This is a genomic window from Anaerocolumna sedimenticola (assembly GCF_009931695.1).
GTDB lineage: Bacteria > Bacillota > Clostridia > Lachnospirales > Lachnospiraceae > Anaerocolumna > Anaerocolumna sedimenticola.
In genome coordinates, this window is record NZ_CP048000.1 from 4188470 (window position 1) to 4207797 (window position 19328).

A 19328-nucleotide genomic window follows, 5' to 3' on the forward strand; every position below is an offset into this window, starting at 1 on the left:
AAAGTGTGTGGAATAGCCGGATTCTGTAACTTTAAGGGAAACTACACGGAAGAGTCACCGAAATGGTATGATATTCTTAATAAGATGAAAGATACAATAAAACATAGGGGGCCGGATGATAACGGTCTGCAGCTTACAGAACATGCCGGTCTGGCTCATACCAGACTGTCTATCATAGACTTGGCGGGTGGTAAACAGCCTATGAGCAGAAAAATCGGTAACAAAATATTTACCATAATCTACAATGGTGAATTATATAATACGGCTGAATTAAGACGGGATTTAGAATTAAAAGGCTGGAAGTTTCGAACTACCAGCGATACTGAAGTTATACTGCTTGGTATCATTGAATATGGCAATGAGTTTGTGAAGGAGTTAAACGGAATCTTTGCGTTTGCCCTATGGGATGAATATAACCAAACCTTAAGCATTTTCAGGGACCGTCTTGGAATTAAACCTCTATTCTATACAATTGTAAATGATACTCTCGTATTTGGTTCAGAATTAAAAGTGCTTTTTGAATATCCGGCTTGTAAACCGGTTATTGACAAACAGGGCCTGTGCGAAGTATTCGGTCTTGGGCCGGCAAAAACCTACGGCAACGGTGTCTTTAAGGGTTGCTATGAAGTATTGCCCGGCTATTATAATGTTTATAGCAAAGATGGGCTTAAATCTATAAAATATTGGGAATTAGTGAGCAGACCACATACGAATTCCTACGAAGAAACTATCGAAAAAACTTCGTTTCTGGTAAGGGATTCTATTAAGCGCCAAATGATATCCGATATTCCTATCTGTACCTTTTTGTCCGGAGGTGTAGACAGCAGTATAGTAACAGCCGTTTGTGCCACCGAATTAGCAAAACTGGGCGAAAGGCTGAATACGTTTTCTTTTGATTTTGACGGAAATGATACATTTTTTAAAGCAAATTCCTTTCAGCCTTCCAGAGACCGTCCGTATGTAGATATGATGGTGTCCCATTTAAAAACCAATCATACTTATCTGGAATGTGATAACATAAAACTGGCTGATTATCTGTATACTTCAGTGGATGCTAAAGACCTGCCCGGTATGGCCGATGTTGATTCTTCTTTATTATATTTTTGTTCGGAAGTTAAAAAATATAATAAGGTTACCTTAACCGGGGAATGTGCGGATGAAATCTTCGGTGGTTATCCTTGGTTCCATAATAAAGAATCATTTGAAATGCATACTTTCCCCTGGTCTAAAAATGTCGAACCAAGGAAACAGTTATTAAAAGATGATTTATTGCAGGAAGTTAATCTGGATGAATATATCCTGGAAACTTATGAAAAATCAGTTAATGAGACCCCTAAACTTGAAGGTGAAAGTACGATGGAAGCCAGAAGGCGTGAAATAGCTTACCTGAATGTAAAATGGTTTATGATTACCTTGTTAGACCGTATGGACAGAACCAGTATGTATTCCGGTCTGGAAGCCAGAGTACCCTTGGCCGATCACAGAATTCTGGAATATGTATGGAATGTTCCCTGGGATATAAAATGTAAAGATGGTGTGGTAAAACACCTCCTGAGAGAATCTGCCAGAGGCCTGCTGCCGGATGAAGTGCTTAACCGCAAGAAAAGTCCTTATCCAAAAACTTATAACCCTTATTATGAAAAACTGTTAGCAGACAGAATTATGGCTGTATTAGAGGATTCCGCATCGCCAATCAATGCCCTTGTGGATAAAGATAAGGTTAGAAATTTCATCAATACTCCTTCCGATTATGGGAAACCATGGTTTGGTCAGCTTATGGCAGGTCCTCAAATGTTAGCTTATATGCTCCAGGTAAACTATTGGCTGGATAAATATAAGATAAAAATACTTCTCTGATTATAGTTTTTTGTATAGCCTTTTAACACACACATTTGCAGTTAAACTATAAATATATAATACAAAAGGGGATGCTGCTATTAGCTTATACTAATTAGGTATAGTAAAAAAGCTAATATTAACATCCCTCATTTTTCATTCACCATCATAAGTAAGTATCGGTAAGTCAGCCTGCAATATTGAAAACATACCTGTGTATAACTAAAGTTTAAAGAAATTTATTAATTCATTTAATTGTACTGCACTCTCTTTATTACTATTTGCCTGTTCCAATACCTCACTGGTCTTTGATGCTATCGCTGATGATTTACCTGCTATTTCAGAAGAGCCGCTGGCTCCTTCATTGGTTGCAACAGTGACCTCGTCGATAGCCTGTCTAATAAACTGAATGGACTCAAATAACTGAACCGTAGAAGTTTTGATTTCTTCCATCATAGATTCAACCGTATTGGCATCCTCACTGTACTGTTCCCCCGTTTGTACTAATAGCTTATAGTCATTGCTGACTTTATTATCTATAAAATCCAAAATATTTCTGGAATCAGTAACTAATTCTTCTACTGCACCGGATACATCCATTGAAATAGCTTCTATCTTTGTTACCGCATCCTGGGAGTTTTCAGCCAGTAATCGTATTTCATTAGCAACAACCGCAAATCCTTTTCCGGCTTCCCCTGCCCGTGCAGATTCAATGGCAGCATTTAAAGCCAACAAATTTGTCTGGGAAGTTATATTTAGTATCGTTCTGGACAGAGCCCTTATTTCTTCAATCGCACTGGTTTTATCAATTGCCTGTCTTAACTGCCTGTTTGCTTTATCATAAATTTCCATCGCTGTTTTCTGGGATTCTAATGCAATTTCTTTTAATTTCTCAGCACGTTCTTTAATTTCTGCAGTAAGTTCTAATCCGTGATTTGATTTATCTGAAACACGGGTGATTTCTTTTTCTATTTCTACAGAAGTAGCACTCATCTCCTCTGAAGAAGCGGCTGTTTCTTCCATTCCCGCTGATAATTCCTGTGTTGTAGCTGATATATCTTCCACATTATTATAAACAGCATTAGCATTATCAGCCAAAGAGATGGCAGTATCTTCTATTTTTCTGCTTTCTTTTTTTATAGAATACATTGTCTTACTTATTTGATTCTGCATATTAATAAACGATCTGGTAATATCACCGATTTCATCTTTACTCTTCGCAATTTTCGTATCAAAATGAATTGTAAGTTCCCCTTTTTCCAATTTTTCCAAATTATCTTTAATAAGTCTGATACTTTTTGAGATAATGTTACCAAACAAATATGAAAAAATAATACCGGAAAATAAAATTATTATAAGCATTCCGGTTATGGATAGAATGGAATTGTTAATCTTAGCTTCAATATCTTTAGTGTAAACACCTACAAACCACATACCAATTACATTTCCATCCCTGTCCTTTAAGGGAATATAAAAAACATCTGCATTATTTCCAGCAACGACAGCTGTGCCCTGATATTCTTTCCCATCATTAAAAACGTTTTTGATTATTATATCAGAGGCTTTCGTTCCCACCTGGCGCTTTCCGTCTGCATCTTTAACCGTTGTAGAAACTCTCGTATCTCCCGCAAATACAGTTGCAAGGATTCCTGTTTTTTCAGTAAAACTATCTACAGCATCAAAATTATTATTAATCAGGGTGTCCCCTTTATATATTTTATCGCCCTCTAAGTGCCAGTCTCCAGGATAATGTGCATCAATTAAAGATAAGCCTAAATTTGAGTAGTTGATCAATTCTTTATCTGTTTCATCATTTACTAACTTAGTTACAATTTGTAAAAATGAAAAGCTGGTGATGATTATGAATCCAATTATTGCTGTTACTGTTGCTAATACTATTTTCCACTTAATCTTCATGGTATATTCCTCCTGTAATGTTGTTAGGTAATCTGCAATAATCTTTTGTTTTGCTTTAAAACATCCTGTTAAGAAAATTATATTACATAAATTTTCCATTTACAACAAAATACCCTATATAATTAGATTTTTTTGTAATATTCCATATTATACCAAACTGTTGCAATAGCAACATACATTTCCAGCTAAATATGGTTTATACTATAAGTATAGAGAGAATATACCATTGTTTAACTTAATTGAGCATACCAGTTAGCCGCAGTTCCTATCTAATACAGAACATAATTTTTATTGGGTATATCGACTTTGTGGTGGATGGCTTATTTTTGGAAGAATAAACCACCCACATTTTTTAGTGTATCATAGATTGTTATGCCGCCGCATCCAGCAAATTCATGAGTGCTGATTGCTCTACTTCCAATACTTTGGATAAGCAAATCAGTTCGCTTCCGCTGATAGTCGCATTCTGATGGAAGATTCTCATTAACCTCTGGTACTCAATTCCAGACCTCTCTGCAACGAAGGTGTACTTGATACCCTTACGTTCGATGATGTTTTTAAAGAATTGAATTATCTTTGCATTCATAACTTTCACCTCCTTGGATGGTTGAATATTTCGTTTCTAATTGCATTATACGATTGAATAATTCGCCTGTCAATAATTTTTGATTGAATTTTTCGACTTAATTATTGACTATCGATTATTTTTGTTGTATTATCCACTTAGGGGGTGGATATCATGGCAAACAAGAAGTTTGGAGATACTCTTCGTGAGCTTCGAAACTCCAAAGGGTATACCCAACAACAGGTAGCCAACATATTAGGATTAAAGAACAAGAGTACGTTAGGTTCTTGGGAAGTCGGCAAATCAGAGCCTGATGGTTATACGTTCCTAAAGTTACTTAAACTATATGAGGTAGAGGATGTTTACGATGCTTTTGGCGAGGTTTCACCTAAGCAACCTACTACCAATACAAGTGAGATAATCGAAAAATACAATCTGCTTAATGATGGGTACAAGTCACTTGTCGAAAACCAAATCAATCAACTCTTAGAATTGCAAGAAAAGAACACTACGGAATAATACTCCAATGAGTACTCAAATGGGTGAAAACGTACTAATAGAGAAACTACTCAAACTACCAGAGTTTGAAGTGACAGACTTCAAGCAAAATGACTTAAAATTGAATAGGAAGACCAAGGAAAGGTTATTCCGTTGCTGACTTGAATTTATAATGGATATAACTATGGATATGTGGCCTGCTTATCGTAATGCCGTAATATGAAACCTTGTCAAAGGCATTACCAGTCATCGCTTTACCTCTACATGATGAATGGTTTGAAGCATATCCAATTCTTCAAAAGAACTACGATCTAAAAAGGTATCAAAAAGTGGTGCGTATATGTAAATAAAAGATTGCTTATCCACCACTAATTTGAATAGCCATTTTATTTAAACAGGAGGAAATGTCTATGAGTACTAAAATATTAAAAAATATTGAAATGTCAACGGTAATGAATCTAAAAGATTTGGTGGATTATCAGACTGGGCAAATAGTCAGTAAAACTTTAATACAGAATAAAAATGTCAGTTTGACTTTATTTGCATTTGATAAAGGAGAAGAAATCAGCACGCACTCTTCCCATGGAGATGCCATGATTACTGTTACGGAGGGAACAGGTGAAATAACAATCGGTGAGAATAAATACACCTTAACAGAAGGCCAGTCCATTGTCATGCCGGCAGAGATACCTCATGCTGTTTATGCCAGTGAAGCTTTTAAAATGTTTTTAATCGTTGTATTTTAATTAATAGAATGACTTTAATAATTTAGGTTTATTAATAATATGGTTTATTAATAATTTAGGTTTATTCTAAAAAAAAGATTCAGGAAAAATTCCTGAATCTTTTTTACATTCGGTTGCCGCATAATTCCATTCGCGAAGATCACCTAATAATTAATAAAATGAGAACAGATTAGAAAACCGGTATAACTGCACCTTTCCATTGGTCATTAATAAATTTTTTGGTTTCTTCAGAAGTAACCGCCTTTACTAAAGCTTTGGTTTTATCAGATTCTTCATTGCCTTCTTTAACTACAATAACATTAGCATATGTTGCTGCGGCATCGGAAGCCGTATCTTCGACTAATAAAGCATCTTCACTGGCAGATAAACCGTTAGATAATGCAAAATTTCCGTTAATTACCGCTAGGTCAACATCCTGTAATACTTTTACTGTTTGAGCTGCTTCTATTTCTACAATGTCCAGATTTTTTGGGTTTTCGGTAATATCATTGATCGTTGCATCCAGACCGATATTTTCTTTTAATTTAATCAGTCCGGCTTTTTCAAGTAATAACAAAGCTCTCGCCTCATTGGAGGTATCGTTAGGAACTGCAATCTGCGCACCATCGGCAACTGCATCTATGGTAGCAGCTTTTCCGGGGTAAATTCCCAATGGTTCAAAATGAATATTTGCGACTGCCTTTAAATTAGTACCATTTTGTTTATTATAATCATCTAAGTATGGAACATGCTGGAAAAAGTTTGCATCTAAACTTCCATCTTCGGTAGCTACATTAGGTTGTATATAATCTGAGTACTCAACAACTTTAATGGAATAACCCTGTTCTGCCAATGCATTTTTTACAGCGTCGGAATTTAATATGGTAGCATGAGGTTCCACCGTTGCACCTACAACGATTTCAGTTAATTCACCCTTTGAAGTATCTCCGGCAGCAGTTTCTTTTGAGGTTGCTTCTGATGAAACCTCTGATGATCCGGCAGTTTCATTTCCGGCATTATTTGTATCACCACTCTCTTTGGTTCCGCAGGCGGTAAAAAGTATACTGATAAGTACTATTGATAATAATAAGCCGGCAAATCGTTTTATTTTTTTCATATTAATTTTCTCCTTTTCCTCTTTTATCAATTTTCTTTGAAACCATATGTCCAATGTTCTGTATAATTTGTACAAATAATACCAACAGAACAATTGTAACTATCATAATATCTGTCTGATAACGGTAATAACCAAATCGCATGGCAATATCACCAAGACCTCTTCCGCCGACGATACCGGCCATTGCCGTATAACCGACTAAAGTTATTGTAGCTAGGGAAGCACCCATTATTAAGGAAGGCAGGGACTCCGGAAGCATAACTTTAAATATTATCTGTAAATCATTGGCACCCATTGCTCTTGCAGCTTCAATAACTCCGCCGTCAACATCCCTTAAGGTATTTTCAATCAATCTGGCTACAAAAGGTGTAGCGGCTATTATCAAAGGAACAGTTGCTGCTTTAGGACCTATGGTGGTTCCGGCAACGATTCTGGTAATAGGCATAACTGCGACTAAAAGTATAATAAACGGTATAGATCTTCCAATATTAATGATTAAACCTAAAATCTTATTTAGGAAAGGTATCGGATGAATACCGCCTTTTCTTGTTACTTCGGCCAGGATTCCAATAGGAAGCCCGAATATGTAAGCTACAGCCGTCGCGGTAAATGTCATGTACAGCGTATCAAGAATACCTTGTGCAATCATGGAGCCGTTTTCTTCAAACAACACTTTTAAATATTCCATTATCTGATTCATACATTATCCCCCCGACTAAATTTCTTACAATTTCTGAAGAATTATTTTGGAATACATCTTCCGTATAACCACAGGCCACAATTTCTGATTTATCAATAACAGCGACTTTATTACAGATTTTCTGAACCACATTCATTTCATGGGTAATTACAATTATGGTGACTTTTGTTTCTTCATTAATTCTTTTCAACAATTTTAAAATCGAATCCGTTGTTTTACTATCAAGAGCTGAGGTAGCCTCATCGCACAGGAGTATGGATGGTCTGGTTGCCAATGCTCTTGCGATTGCTACACGCTGTCTTTGACCGCCGCTTAACTTTGCTGGGTAGTAATATTCTTTTTCCCTTAAGTCCACTAATTCTAAAAGCTCATCCACGCGTTTATTAATTTCCGCTTTTTTTGCTTTCCGCTTTTGAAAATAGTTTAACTTTTTATAATTCTCGGCGTTCATTCCAGGAATTTTAAAATCCTTTAATTTTGTAATTTCCAGTCCGAAGGCTATATTCTTTCTTACATTTTTTTGCATAAGAAGATTAAAATTCTGGAATATCATACCTATATTTTTTCTTAGTGCATGTAAATTTTTCCCTCTTACTTCTGTAATATCGGTACCATCGATAATAATATGTCCTCTCGTAGGCCTTTCCAAAAGGTTTATACACCGAATCAAGGTGCTTTTTCCGGCACCGCTCATACCAATGATTCCAAAAATATCTCCGTCTTCGATTTCTAAATTAATGTTGTTTAGTACTGTCAGCTTTCTATTTTTGCCGTTTTTAAACTCCTTTGTTAATTCTTTTACCTGAATCATACCGTCACCTTTTTTTCATATTGTATTTTATGTAATTCATACTTATCTGATATGATTTGTATGAATATTTATACTACTATTTTTATATTTTGTCAAGCACTTTTTTGCATTAAAGCGATATATTATAATTTTTTAACTAAAATCAAATAATTAGATATAATTAATTCCAAATTATTGATAATGTGAACTGTATAACATAAGAATTTATACTATATTTTATAGTAGATTGTCAATAGAAGAAGCATCCATATTACAAAAAAGAGCCTGTAAAATCTTTTATACAGGCCCATTTTTAATATAGATAAAAATAAAATATTTTATAAAGAGGCTAAGGTCTTATAAGTTTCATACCGTTCTTTTGCATTCTCTTCAGCCTTATTAAATAATTCTTCGGCTACATCCGGGAACGTACGTGCCAAGGAACTATAACGTACCTGGCCCATAATGAAATCACGGAAACTTTCTGTAGGCTCTTTGGAATCTAAGATAAATGGATTTTTACCCTCTTTCTTTAAATCCGGATTATATCGGTAAAGATGCCAATATCCAGCTTTTACTGCTTTTTTTATGGTCTCCATACTTCTGCCCATACCCTCTCTGATACCATGACTGATACATGGTGCATAAGCAATAATAATGGATGGCCCTTTATAGTTTTCAGCTTCCCTGACTGCTTTGATTAGCTGGTTGTTATCTGCATGAATACCAACCTGTGCAACATAAACATTGCCGTAAGTCATCATCATACGGCCAAGGTCTTTTTTGCCGGCTTTCTTACCGGAACTTGCAAATTTAGCAACGGCTGCCGTCGGAGTGGATTTGGATGCCTGGCCGCCGGTATTGGAATATACCTCAGTATCAAATACCAGAATATTAATATCTTCACCGGATGCCATAACCTGGTCAACTCCACCGTAACCAATATCATATGCCCATCCGTCACCACCTATGATCCAGTGGGAACGTTTCACAAGATAATCACTCCGTTGTTTGATCTGATCAATCAGATACATTACTTCACTGTCTGCAGACTTATAATTCTCTAATTCCGTCATTAATTTTTCACTGGCTGCCTTACTGACTTCCCCGTCTTCTTTATAATTCACCCAATCCACTAATAACTCTTTTACATGTGGCTCGATGGTTTTTTCTACTAATTTCAGTATATTTTCTTCAATGTTCTTTCGCATTTGCTTGGAAGCCAGATACATACCAAATCCAAATTCCGCATTATCTTCAAACAGGGAATTAGCCCAAGCCGGACCTTTTCCTTCTTTATTTGTCGTGTAGGCAGTGCTAGGAGCAGATGCACCCCATATGGAGGAACAACCGGTAGCATTGGCAATCATCATTCGTTCCCCGAATAATTGAGTAATTAACTTAATATAAGGTGTTTCACCGCAACCTGCACAAGCACCGGAGAATTCCATCAGTGGTTCTTTAAATTGACTATCTTTAAAGGATTTACCAAGTGCTAAATCTGTCTTATAACCAACATCACAAGAAGCAAACTTCCAATTTTCCACCTGCTCCTCCACCTGTGTTGCTATCGGATTCATTACAAGAGCTTTATCCTTAGCCGGACAGATATCAGCACAGTTACCGCATCCGGTACAGTCCATAGGGCTTATCTGAATTCTGAAATGTAATCCCTCCACACCTTTACCGGCAGCTTTTATCGTCTCAAATGATTTAGGTGCTTTTTCCAGTTCACTGTCATTTAAGAGGAATGGTCGTATGACTGCATGCGGACAAATATAAGAACATTGGTTACATTGGATACAATTTTCTTCAATCCATTCCGGTACATTAACTGCAATTCCGCGCTTTTCATAAGCTGTTGATCCGGAAGGAAAAGTACCGTCCTCCCTTCCTTTAAAAGCACTGACCGGAAGTTTATGACCTTTCTGCTGTTCCATAGGTCTCATAATATCCTTTATGAAATCCGGCTCTTTAACTTCGTTCTCTTCCTCAGTCTCTTTTGCATTCTTCCATTCAGGAGGAACCTCAACTTTATGAATTCTTCTGACACCTTTATCAATGGCATCATGATTCATCTGGACTACTTTATCACCTTTTTTATTATAGGAATAAGTTGCTGCATCTTTAAGGGCTTTAACAAATTCTTCTTCCGGCAAAATATTAATCAGTTTAAAAAACGCACCCTGCATAACCATATTAATGCGGTTTCCCAATCCAATTTCTTCTGCAATCTGTACTGCATTAATGGTGTAAAACTGAATATTTTTTTCAGCTATTACTTTCTTATATTTGGCTGGTAAATGAGTTTCCAGTTCTTCATCGGACCAAACACAATTGAGGACGAATATTCCGCCCGGTTTCAAATCACTTACAATATCATACTTATTCACATAAGACTGATTATGGCAGGCTACGTAGTCCGCATGTTCAACCAGGTAAGTGGACTTAATGGATGATTTACCAAACCGTAGATGGGACATGGTAATACCGCCTGACTTTTTCGAATCATAGTCAAAATATGCCTGAACTTTTTGATCGGTCTGATTACCTATTATCATAATCGCCTGTTTATTGGCACCAACGGTACCGTCAGAACCTAAGCCCATACCTTACAAGCTTTTCTATCCTCAGGTTCAGTTGAAATATGATCAACGGATTCCAGGGATAAATTGGTAACATCATCATGGATACCTAAAGTAAAATGATTTTTAGAATTTTTCTGTTTTAAATTTTCATATACAGCAGAAATATGATTTGGCCTGGTATCTTTTGATCCGAGTCCATAACGTCCTCCAATTATGGTAGGTGCGCTTTCAATATCACTATAGCAGCCGCATACATCCAGATATAAAGGCTCTCCTAATGCGCCGGGTTCTTTTGTCCGGTCTAAAACCGCAATTTTCTTAACTGACTTGGGGATACAGCTTAAAAAGTGTTTCGTAGAAAAGGACGATAAAGATGAACTTTTACTAAACCGTATTTCTCTCCTTTTGCATTGTGATAATCTATTGTTTCTTCTATGGTTTCCGTTACGGACCCCATTGCTATAATGATATATTCCGCATCCGGTGCACCGTAATAATCGAAAAGTCCGTATTTTCTTCCGGTTAAGGAAGCGGTTTTTTCTAAATACTCTTCTACAATCGGTATCAGGTTGTTATAAAATGGATTGCTCGACTCTCTTCCTTGAAAATAAATGTCCGGATTTTGTGCGGTACCGCGGATAACCGGATGATTCGGGATAATGCCCTGCTTCTGAATTCTTCAATTGCTTTATAATCTACCAGGTTGGCATAATCTTCATATTCTAAGGCATCCACTTTCTGTATTTCATGAGAAGTGCGGAAACCGTCAAAGAAATGTACAAAAGGTAATCTGCCCTTAATTGCTGCTAAGTGGGCAATAGGTGCTAGATCCATAACTTCCTGAACAGAACCGCTTGCCAACAGGGCGCATCCTGTCTGTCTTACTGCCATTACATCCTGATGGTCGCCAAATATGCTAAGTGCATGGGCAGCAAGTGCTCTTGCACTGACATGTAATACACCCGGGAGTAATTCTCCGGCAGCTTTATATAAATTTGGTATCATTAATAATAATCCCTGGGAAGCAGTAAAGGTTGTTGTTAATGCACCTGCCTGCAAAGAACCGTGAAAAGCTCCTGCCGCACCTGCCTCGGATTGCATCTCCACTACATTTACTTCCTGGTTAAATATATTTTTTCTTCCTTTTGCGGCCCAGTCATCCGTAATTTCTGCCATACCGGAGGATGGCGTTATTGGATATATAGCTGCTACATCAGTAAAAGCATACGCTACATAAGCAGCTGCTGAATTTCCATCTAAAGTCATTTGCGTTTTAGCCATTGTCTTTCTCCACTTCTATAATTTACTACCGTTATCTACCCAGTTTTTTGCTTTTTCCACATTATAATCATCCGGAATATTTACATGGCTGTCTGGGACCATCTTGTCCATATTAGCCCATGCTGCGGTACCCTCGTTATTGGTACAATCCGTTTTATTTAGTCTCTTATTATCAATCCCGCTTAGTGTTTTTTCTTTCCTTTCCTGCATAGTATACTCCTCCTTCCTGTATTGATAGTAAAAATTAAAAATAGTTATAATAAAAAAATATAGATAATATTAAATTCTCCAAATTTACTTTATTTATACAAAAAATTAAAGCAATATAAATGGGTTAGTTTTTATAATATGTTCAGATTGGCAGCGCTTATACGCTGTCTGACAGTGATATAAACATTTATATTAAACCGGAAGAAACACGCTTTGCGAGTTTCTTCGGTTCGCGTGCGCGTTCGAATTATTGCAAGCAAGCTTGCTAATTCTCACTTTGCTTTCGCGGAAATTAAAAGGGGCTGTCGCTTTAACAATGTCAATAAGTTAAGGTTATAAGCAGTATTTTACTAAGAGTAGAGCATATGAAAATATGTGCCCTGCTCTTTTTTTGTAATAAATTTTCATATAATAAATTTTATAAAGTACTTGACAAATCTTAAAAAATTTGCGGCGAAGCCATTTAAATATAGTTTCATTTAAGGAGGGCTGTCTTATGCAGCATGAATCGCCACATGTATTAAAGAAAAACTTGTCAAACATTATCTCTGCTATGCAGGCATCTTCCGATTTGTTTGTAAAGCAACCTGGAAAGGATTTTATAAGGAATCGGAAACTCACTTTTTCCCAATCCATCAACTTCTTTTTGTGTATGGGAGGAAATACAATCCGTAAAGAACTATTAGACTTTTTTAACTACGATTCTGATTGTGTTTCTTCTTCTGCATTCTCTCAACAGCGAGCAATGATTTTGCCGGAAGCAATCGATTTTCTGTTTCATTCTTTTACAGAATCCTTTACACAACTCGCCACTTATCAGGGATTCCGATTGATTGCATGCGATGGTTCCGATTTGGCCATTACCTATAACCCAAAAGATATGACAACTTATCGGAGGCATAATTCGATAGAAAAAAATGAAAAAGGTTATAATCAACTGCATTTAAATGCTTTGTATGATTTAGAAAACCGCATTTACCTGGATGCCATTATCCAGCCAGGACGCCATCCCAATGAAACACAGGCTTTGCGTGATATGATGGAACATTCCAAACTGGATGAAAGAACCATACTAATGGCAGATAGAGGGTATGAAAGTTACAACATTCTGGCTCATGCTCAGGAAAAAGGCTGGAACTATTTAATACGTGTTAAAGACTTGGGAAGTCACGGAATTCTTACAAATTTACCGTTGCCGGATACAGAGGAGTTTGATTGTAAATTATCTTTGATACTCACCAAAAAGCAGACGAAAGAGATAAAAGCTCACCCGGAACAATACCGCTATCTTACAAATAACAAATTTCCACGCCAAAAAGGTGGAGTATATCCTGCAAGAAATATTTGCCCGATTAATCCTCTACAATTCTGCGAACGAGTTACAACAGGAATTATCATACAGCAGAAAAAAACAAAGTACATATACCAGATAAACTTTGCTATTGCTGTTGTAATATGCAAGCAATTTTATAAAGACAGGATATCTCCACCCACTGTTGAAGCACTTATTCAAAAGAATGTTATTCCTGTGGGAGAAGGGCGAAAGGCTCCGCGAAAAGTCAGACCCAACTCAGCAGTCAGCTTCTTATATAGAATAGCATAAGAGAAATAAAAAGTTAAGAAAAAACGGCAGATTGTCATCTGTCTTATTTTCGTGCAAAAAAGCAGCTAAAAGAAAACAAAAATACTTTTAACTGCTTTTTGACTTGAGGCGTAACCACGGTTAATGGCTTAACTTATTGACATTGTTAGTGCGACAGCCCCTTTTCTTTCATTTATTTATCCAGTTTAATTTTAGCAAATGCATCCGCAAACGCATTATTAACAGGTTCTTTAGAATCCTTTTTTAACTTATTCATATAATTTGCAACATCTTTTTTGGATACACCTGCTCCTTCTTTCTCCCGTCGGTCTTTAAAAGCCGACAGCTTCTCTTTATAACCGCAGACACAGGTAAACATCTGTTTTTCCCCTTTTCCCTGCAGTTCCATTTTTTTGTGGCATACCGGACATCTTGCGTTACTGGTCCTTGCAATTACCTCTTTATGGCCGCAGTTCCGGTCACTGCACACAAGCATTTTACTGTTCTTATTCGTAACGGAAAGCATTTTCTGCCCGCATACGGGACACTTGGTATTGGTAAGGTTATCATGGCGGAATTTACCGTCACTTTCTTTAATTTCAGAAACAATCTCCTTTGTATAAGATACCATCTCCTCCATTAATTCCTGCTGCCGTAATTTTCCCTGGGCTATTCCTGATAATTTCATCTCTAGCTGGGCTGTCAATTCAGGTTTTTTTAAATCCTCAGGAACTAATTCCAATAACTGCTTACCTTTGGAGGTAATAAAAATATCTTTGCCGCGTTTTTCAATTAAAAAGGTATTAAAAAGTTTTTCAATAATGTCCGCCCGTGTGGCAACCGTTCCGAGGCCGCCGGTCTCTCCCAGTGTTTTAACCACCTCTTTATCCCTGTCTTCAAGAAAATGGACCGGATTTTCCATAGCGGTGAGCAGACTCGCTTCATTAAAAGGAGACGGCGGTGTTGTTTTCCCTTCCGTTATATTAAAATCGATATCACTTAGAACTTCACCTTTCTCTGCCTTTAATACTTTTTCTTCTTCCTCATCTGCCTTGGTTTCATAAACTTCTTTAAAGCCTAAGGACTTAATTACTTTTCCTTTTGCGGTAAATTCTTCCTGCTCCACCTCCACTGTTACCGAAACTTCTTCAAATTCACAGGGCGGATATAAAACAGCCAGAAACCTTCTTACCACAAGATCATAAATCTTCCGCTCATCCAGGCTCATATTATCCAGCCGTACAAATTCTTCGGTGGGAATAATAGCATGATGGTCACTTACCTTACTGTCATCTATAAAAGAGGAATTGGTTGAAATTGGTTTCTTCGTTAACTTTCCTGCCAGCAGTTTGTAAGGACCTACACTGACAGATTCTAATCTTTCCTTAAGGGTTCCCACTATATCGGAGGGAAGATATCTTGAGTCGGTTCTGGGATAAGTAAGAACTTTATGATTCTCATAGAGGCGCTGCATAATATTTAAAGTTTCTTTTGCCGAAAAATCAAACAATTTATTAGCATCCCGCTGTAATTCCGTTAAATCATAAAGTCCTGGTGCATAGGCTTTTTTACCAGTTGTTTTCACCTCGGTTACAATACCCTTTCTTCCGTTTACCTTTTTGTATATTTCTTCTATCCTGGATTTATCAAAGACTGTTTTCTCATTTGTCTTTTTATCTCTCCAGGTAACTGTCATATTTTTTACCTTTCCGGTAAGCCCATAATAAGGTTTCGGAATAAAACTTTTTATTTCTTCTTCTCTTTTTGCAATCATTGCTAAAGTGGGAGTCTGGACCCTTCCGCAGGAAAGACTTGCATTATATTTACAGGTCAATGCCCTGGTTGCATTCATCCCGACAATCCAGTCGCTTTCTGCCCTGGCTACAGCAGCCTTATAAAGGTTTTCATAATCCCTTCCATCCTTTAGTTTGTTAAATCCCTCTTTAATTGCCTTATCCGTAACGGAAGAAATCCATAATCTTTTAACCGGTTTTTTATTATTTGCCTTTTCTAAAATCCATCTGGCAACCAGTTCCCCTTCCCGTCCGGCATCCGTAGCTATAATAATATCCGAAATATCCTTTCTATGAATCTGATTCTTAACCACCTGGTACTGTTTACCGGTTTGTTTTATAACAACCAGTTCAAATTTATCCGGCAGCATAGGGAGGTGTTCCATCTTCCATTCTTTATATTTTTCATCGTAACCCTCGGATCAGCCAAAGTAACAAGATGCCCTAAAGCCCAGGTTACCACATATCTTTCGCCCTCCAGGACTCCGTTAATGTTTTTCGTTGATTTTAAAACCCTTGCGATATCTCTTGCAACGGATGGTTTTTCAGCAATAACTAATGATTTCATGTATACCTCTTTTTTCCAGCATATTTATTTTGTTTATATCCTTTGATTTTTTAACCACATTAAATACTCCCGTAATTTTACATCGTCCTTCTGTCTAAAAAGACATAGTAATACTATTTAAAATTACCCGGTATCTTATTATACTATTATAATACAATACGTTCCAGAAAATTATAATTATAAATTTCTTCTATCTCTTCCTCAAATAGGGGTTTACTAAATAAATAACCCTGTATATAATCACAACCTCCGTCTTTTAATCGTTTGAACTGCTCCGGCTCCTCTATTCCCTCCGCAATGATAACCAGGTCTAAACTATGTACCAGGGCTATCAGACTGTTCATTACCCGTAAGTTTTTCAGACCCAGAAATTTTTCACATAGTGTTTTATCCAGTTTTATTTTATCGACTGGTATAAAAGTCAAATAATTTAGTGAAGAATAACCGGTACCAAAGTCATCCAGAGCTATTCTGACACCGATTTTTTTTAACTGATTTAAAAAATCTATGGTATTTGCATTTTGTTCCATTAATATACTCTCTGTAATTTCAATTTCAAGATAATCAGGTGCAACCTGATACTTATTAAGGGTATCCTGTAAAAAAGCTATATAACCGTAGTCTTTTATCTGTTTACTGGAAAAATTAATAGCAATGGGTTTTGGTTCATACCCTTTCTCTTGCCAGAGTGCAATTTGTCTGACTGCCTGCTTTGTAACCCATCGGCCGATTTCTTTTATAAGTCCGGTTTCTTCTGCAATATTTATAAACTTATTGGGAGATATCTTATAATCTTTAAGTCTTAACAAAGCTTCAAATCCAATAATTTTTCCTGTCTGAACATTTATCTGGGGCTGATAGGCCAAAGTAAATCCATTATATTTGATTGCCTCTCTTAAGATATATTCTATATCTGTCCTATGTTTCAATTCATCCAACATACCAGCATTAAAAAACATAAAATTATTCTTACCGCCATGTTTTACACTATACATAGCCGTATCAACATTCATTAATAACTGGGTAATATTATCACTATCTTCCGGAAAGCACGTGATACCGATACTGAATTTAACGAAATTCTCTTTTTGATATAAAATTAACGGTTCATCAAATAAATGAATGATTTTATATACATAGGATTGAATTTGCAGGATATTGTCTTCATCTGATATTAATATTAAAAATTCATCTCCTCCAAATCGTGAAATAAATAGTTTATCATCCATAATTCCGGATAATTTCCGAGATATTTCCTGCAGCATTTTATCACCATAGATATGACCCAAAGTATCATTGATGCTTTTAAAGTTATCTATATCAAGTAACAGAATCGCACCCTGTTTCTTATGTGATAATTCTCTCTCTAATTTATTCATAAATTCCCTGCGGTTAGGAAGATTAGTCAGATAATCATGTTTCGCCAAATATTCGATATACTCCTCCTGCTCTTTCATCTTGGTTATATCCAATATAATACCATGAATAATATTTAAATTATCATTACTGTCTTTAAACCCTTTTCCTCTTACCAACAGCCATCGTCTGTTATCGTCCTGATCCATAACAGCTACCTTTATATGAATTTCATCTTTTAGACCGTTTTCATAGCTATGAAATTCTTTCCGAAGTTTCTCTTTTTCATCCGAATCCAATAGGAATTCAAAAACTCTGTGAATATTCTCCTGCTCATTTAAAGACCCGTTAATATCGTTGATAAACTGCCTTGAGATGTTCATTTCCTTTGTAACCAAATTATATTCCCAGACTGCACAGTCCGTACTTTCAATTGCAACACTATATTTCTGGTTTAAGGTTTCTATTTCCTCCGCATGTTCCTGTATGGTATCATACTGAACCCTTAATTCTTCTTCAGAAGCAGTTAACTCTTCAAAGGTTTGGGTTAACTCCTCATTACTTTCCTGTAAGGCCTTTTCGATTTTTCTTTGCTTTAAGTTATCTATAACTAAAATTATAACAATGATAATTAAAAATGATACTACCATAAGGGTATTTATTACGAGGGTTTTATACTCTTCAAAAAAACTGACTTTTTTATTAATGTAAACAGCATCTTTTGGAAGCACCGACTTATCAATCTTATATTTTTTTATCAGGTTATAATCAAATGTATATACATTAGGGCTGCCCGATATGATATTAATGGATTTAACCGGTTTGCCGTCGAAAACCTGAACCACAACCTTAGCGGCGATTCTTCCCGATTCAAGATAAGATACCATCTTGCCGCCTAAAATTCCCAATCCGACACCGCCTACTTCCGCTCGGAGTACGGGTACGTGGGTATGTTCCCTTATCAATTCAACTGCCTCCGGTATGGTAAGGGTTGCACCGGTTTTATCCGTATACATGCTTAAGTATATCAGTATGGTATCCTCTCCTATGTTTTCTAAAACATCTTCCAATTCTTTGAAAGTATAATCAGATACATTAATCTCTTCAAAGGTTAACTGCTTAAATTTATCCTTATTTTTATAAAACTGCTCTCTGTCACCTTTGCCTGTCAGGGTATCGTCAACAATCGCTGCTACTTTTTTGGCATTTTTGTTAATTTTTAAGCCTAATTCTATATTATCCTTTAAGGACATCTCCTCAATAATTCCAGTAATATAAGCATTATCCCAGGCACGTTTCGCCCTGTCGTAGTCATTAACTCCTAAGAAAACGATTGGCAGTCCTTTAAACAATTCATTCTGGTAATCCATTGCAAATTGCAATGCATTATCATCTCCAACTATAATAGCATCGTAAGGTTTAAGATTATTTATTTTATACTTTAACAATTCATAAAATAATCGTTCATTCTCTTTGGTATCAAACCGTTTCGTATCCATATATTCTACATCAAGCATAATATTAAGGGGTGTAAAAACTTCTCTGATTCCCGTTATCTCATCCGGGACACTTAAAAAATTTTCACTGTATGAGCTGATAAATAAAACATGTTTATCATTTTCACTACCGTAAATAACCTCTGAATTAGAGACTTTACAACAGAGGAAGAAAACGATACTAAATAGTGAAACGAATACCATATACTTTGCAGATTGATGTAATTTTCTCATAAACGTCCCCCCAATCGAAGCAGAATATTTTAATTACATATTATACCATATTATCCCTGTTTTCGCCACCAA

Annotated in this window: 11 protein-coding genes and 2 pseudogenes; 4 read left to right on the forward strand and 9 right to left on the reverse strand. The window is 36.3% G+C overall.

The features are described 5' to 3' along the window. Positions 1-3: 3 nt before the first annotated feature. Entirely contained in the window at positions 4-1857 is a 1854-nt protein-coding gene (gene asnB / locus Ana3638_RS18580; protein WP_161839369.1) for an asparagine synthase (glutamine-hydrolyzing), read from the forward strand. 201 nt (positions 1858-2058) lie between these two features. Here the strand turns inward: asnB and Ana3638_RS18585 are convergent, their stop codons facing one another. Together Ana3638_RS18585 and Ana3638_RS18590 are read right to left on the reverse strand one after the other, a co-directional pair. After that, a complete protein-coding gene (locus tag Ana3638_RS18585; protein ID WP_161839370.1) occupies positions 2059-3753 on the reverse strand; it encodes a methyl-accepting chemotaxis protein in 1695 nt (564 codons plus the stop codon). 370 nt (positions 3754-4123) lie between these two features. Continuing rightward, a complete protein-coding gene (locus Ana3638_RS18590; protein ID WP_161839371.1) occupies positions 4124-4339 on the reverse strand; it encodes a helix-turn-helix domain-containing protein in 216 nt (71 codons plus the stop codon). A gap of 153 nt (positions 4340-4492) precedes the next feature. On the opposite strand from Ana3638_RS18590, the gene Ana3638_RS18595 reads away from it, so the two are divergent. Both Ana3638_RS18595 and Ana3638_RS18600 read left to right on the forward strand, forming a co-directional pair. Then, positions 4493-4837, forward strand: a complete 345-nt coding sequence (locus tag Ana3638_RS18595) for a helix-turn-helix transcriptional regulator (protein ID WP_161839372.1) — start codon at positions 4493-4495, stop codon at positions 4835-4837. A gap of 389 nt (positions 4838-5226) precedes the next feature. Continuing rightward, entirely contained in the window at positions 5227-5562 is a 336-nt protein-coding gene (locus Ana3638_RS18600) for a cupin domain-containing protein (RefSeq protein WP_161839373.1), read from the forward strand. A gap of 169 nt (positions 5563-5731) precedes the next feature. On the opposite strand, the gene Ana3638_RS18605 is transcribed toward Ana3638_RS18600, so the two are convergent. The 5 genes and pseudogenes from Ana3638_RS18605 to Ana3638_RS18625 all read right to left on the reverse strand — a co-directional run bounded on the left by Ana3638_RS18605 (position 5732) and on the right by Ana3638_RS18625 (position 12227). After that, positions 5732-6658: a MetQ/NlpA family ABC transporter substrate-binding protein gene (locus tag Ana3638_RS18605; protein WP_161839374.1), complete on the reverse strand. Its 927-nt coding sequence runs from the start codon at positions 6656-6658 to the stop codon at positions 5732-5734. A 1-nt stretch (position 6659) separates the two neighbouring features. Next, positions 6660-7358, reverse strand: a complete 699-nt coding sequence (locus tag Ana3638_RS18610; protein WP_246240357.1) for a methionine ABC transporter permease — start codon at positions 7356-7358, stop codon at positions 6660-6662. Continuing rightward, positions 7321-8169, reverse strand: a complete 849-nt coding sequence (locus Ana3638_RS18615; protein WP_161839375.1) for a methionine ABC transporter ATP-binding protein — start codon at positions 8167-8169, stop codon at positions 7321-7323. Before Ana3638_RS18615 ends, Ana3638_RS18610 begins: the two co-directional genes overlap by 38 nt. A 317-nt stretch (positions 8170-8486) precedes the next feature. Beyond that, a pseudogene (gene nifJ / locus Ana3638_RS26885) lies at positions 8487-12017 on the reverse strand (pyruvate:ferredoxin (flavodoxin) oxidoreductase). A gap of 15 nt (positions 12018-12032) precedes the next feature. Continuing rightward, positions 12033-12227, reverse strand: coding sequence for a CDIF630_02480 family spore surface protein (locus Ana3638_RS18625; protein ID WP_161839376.1), 195 nt, complete (start codon positions 12225-12227; stop codon positions 12033-12035). Positions 12228-12723: 496 nt separating this feature from the next. Here Ana3638_RS18625 and Ana3638_RS18630 point away from each other — a divergent pair, with 496 nt between their 5' ends. Beyond that, positions 12724-13830, forward strand: a complete 1107-nt coding sequence (locus tag Ana3638_RS18630) for a transposase (RefSeq protein WP_246240360.1) — start codon at positions 12724-12726, stop codon at positions 13828-13830. A 172-nt stretch (positions 13831-14002) separates the two neighbouring features. Here Ana3638_RS18630 and Ana3638_RS18635 read toward each other — a convergent pair. Beyond that, positions 14003-16170, reverse strand: a pseudogene (locus tag Ana3638_RS18635) (DNA topoisomerase III). A 146-nt stretch (positions 16171-16316) separates the two neighbouring features. Continuing rightward, entirely contained in the window at positions 16317-19256 is a 2940-nt protein-coding gene (locus Ana3638_RS18640; RefSeq protein ID WP_161839377.1) for a GGDEF domain-containing phosphodiesterase, read from the reverse strand. Positions 19257-19328: the final 72 nt, after the last annotated feature.

Bases quoted from the DNA above. Each gene is read 5' to 3' on its own strand.
- Ana3638_RS18585 (WP_161839370.1), bottom strand. From the start codon at position 3,753: ATGAAGATTAAGTGGAAAATAGTATTAGCAACAGTAACAGCAATAATT.
- Ana3638_RS18590 (WP_161839371.1), bottom strand. From the start codon at position 4,339: ATGAATGCAAAGATAATTCAATTCTTTAAAAACATCATCGAACGTAAG.
- Ana3638_RS18595 (WP_161839372.1), top strand. From the start codon at position 4,493: ATGGCAAACAAGAAGTTTGGAGATACTCTTCGTGAGCTTCGAAACTCC.
- Ana3638_RS18600 (WP_161839373.1), top strand. From the start codon at position 5,227: ATGAGTACTAAAATATTAAAAAATATTGAAATGTCAACGGTAATGAAT.
- Ana3638_RS18605 (WP_161839374.1), bottom strand. From the start codon at position 6,658: ATGAAAAAAATAAAACGATTTGCCGGCTTATTATTATCAATAGTACTT.
- Ana3638_RS18610 (WP_246240357.1), bottom strand. From the start codon at position 7,358: ATGAATCAGATAATGGAATATTTAAAAGTGTTGTTTGAAGAAAACGGC.
- Ana3638_RS18615 (WP_161839375.1), bottom strand. From the start codon at position 8,169: ATGATTCAGGTAAAAGAATTAACAAAGGAGTTTAAAAACGGCAAAAAT.
- Ana3638_RS18625 (WP_161839376.1), bottom strand. From the start codon at position 12,227: ATGCAGGAAAGGAAAGAAAAAACACTAAGCGGGATTGATAATAAGAGA.
- Ana3638_RS18630 (WP_246240360.1), top strand. From the start codon at position 12,724: ATGCAGCATGAATCGCCACATGTATTAAAGAAAAACTTGTCAAACATT.
- Ana3638_RS18640 (WP_161839377.1), bottom strand. From the start codon at position 19,256: ATGAGAAAATTACATCAATCTGCAAAGTATATGGTATTCGTTTCACTA.